This window comes from Idiomarina xiamenensis 10-D-4 (assembly GCF_000299895.1).
GTDB lineage: Bacteria > Pseudomonadota > Gammaproteobacteria > Enterobacterales > Alteromonadaceae > Idiomarina > Idiomarina xiamenensis.
Genome location: NZ_AMRG01000050.1, coordinates 1 through 1,237 on the forward strand (window position 1 = coordinate 1; position 1,237 = coordinate 1,237).

1 protein-coding gene is annotated in these 1,237 nt (G+C 50.7%); it reads right to left on the reverse strand.

Annotation, left to right across the window (positions count from 1 at the left end; all coding sequences use genetic code 11):
• Nucleotides 1–49: 49 nt before the first annotated feature.
• A complete protein-coding gene (tuf, locus tag A10D4_RS13345) occupies nucleotides 50–1,234 on the reverse strand; it encodes an elongation factor Tu (RefSeq protein WP_040503054.1) in 1,185 nt (394 codons plus the stop codon).
• Between the last annotated feature and the right edge of the window lie 3 nt (nucleotides 1,235–1,237).

Below are 1,237 nucleotides of genomic sequence, written 5' to 3' on the forward strand. Positions count from 1 at the left end.
AAAAAAGCCCGCAGTTAAGCGGGCTTTTAGGCAACTGTTTAGCACAGTCTTAGGCGATGATTTTTGATACCACGCCTGCGCCAACTGTACGGCCACCTTCACGGATTGCGAAGCGTAAACCTTCGTCCATCGCGATTGGAGCAATCAGGTCAACGACAAACTTCAGGTTGTCACCAGGCATGACCATTTCTACGCCTTCTGGCAACTCTACTGAGCCAGTTACGTCAGTTGTACGGAAGTAGAACTGTGGACGATAACCTTTGAAGAATGGCGTGTGACGACCACCTTCTTCTTTGCTCAGTACGTATACTTCTGCTTCGAACTTAGTATGTGGCGTGATTGAGCCTGGCTTCGCCAGTACCTGACCACGGTCTACTTCGTCACGCTTCGTACCACGTAACAACGCACCGATGTTCTCACCTGCACGACCTTCGTCTAACAGCTTACGGAACATCTCTACACCCGTTACGGTCGTTTTTTGCGTGTCTTTGATACCAACGATTTCACACTCGTCGCCTGTACGCACGATACCGCGCTCGACACGACCAGTTACTACCGTACCACGACCTGAAATCGAGAATACGTCTTCGATTGGCATGATGAATGGCTTATCGATGTCACGCTCTGGCTCTGGGATGTAGCTATCTAACGCATCCGCCAGCTCGACAATCTTCTTCGCCCACTCTTCGTCACCTTCCAACGCTTTCAGCGCTGAGCCTTGGATAACTGGCAAGTCATCACCTGGGAAATCGTATTCGCTCAACAGCTCACGAACTTCCATTTCAACCAGCTCTAACAGCTCTTCGTCGTCGACCATGTCACATTTGTTCATGAATACGACGATGAACGGTACACCGACCTGACGTGATAACAAGATGTGCTCACGCGTTTGTGGCATTGGACCGTCGGTCGCTGCTACCACCAAAATCGCGCCGTCCATCTGCGCCGCACCGGTGATCATGTTTTTTACATAGTCAGCGTGTCCTGGGCAGTCTACGTGCGCGTAGTGACGGTTTGGCGTGTCATATTCAACGTGTGACGTTGAAATGGTGATACCACGCTCTTTCTCTTCTGGCGCGTTATCGATTGACGCGAAGTCTTTTGCCGCACCGCCGTATACTTTTGCCAATACCGTAGTGATGGCAGCAGTCAGCGTAGTTTTACCGTGGTCAACGTGACCGATGGTGCCGACGTTTACGTGCGGCTTCGAACGTTCAAATTTTTCTTTAGACATGAC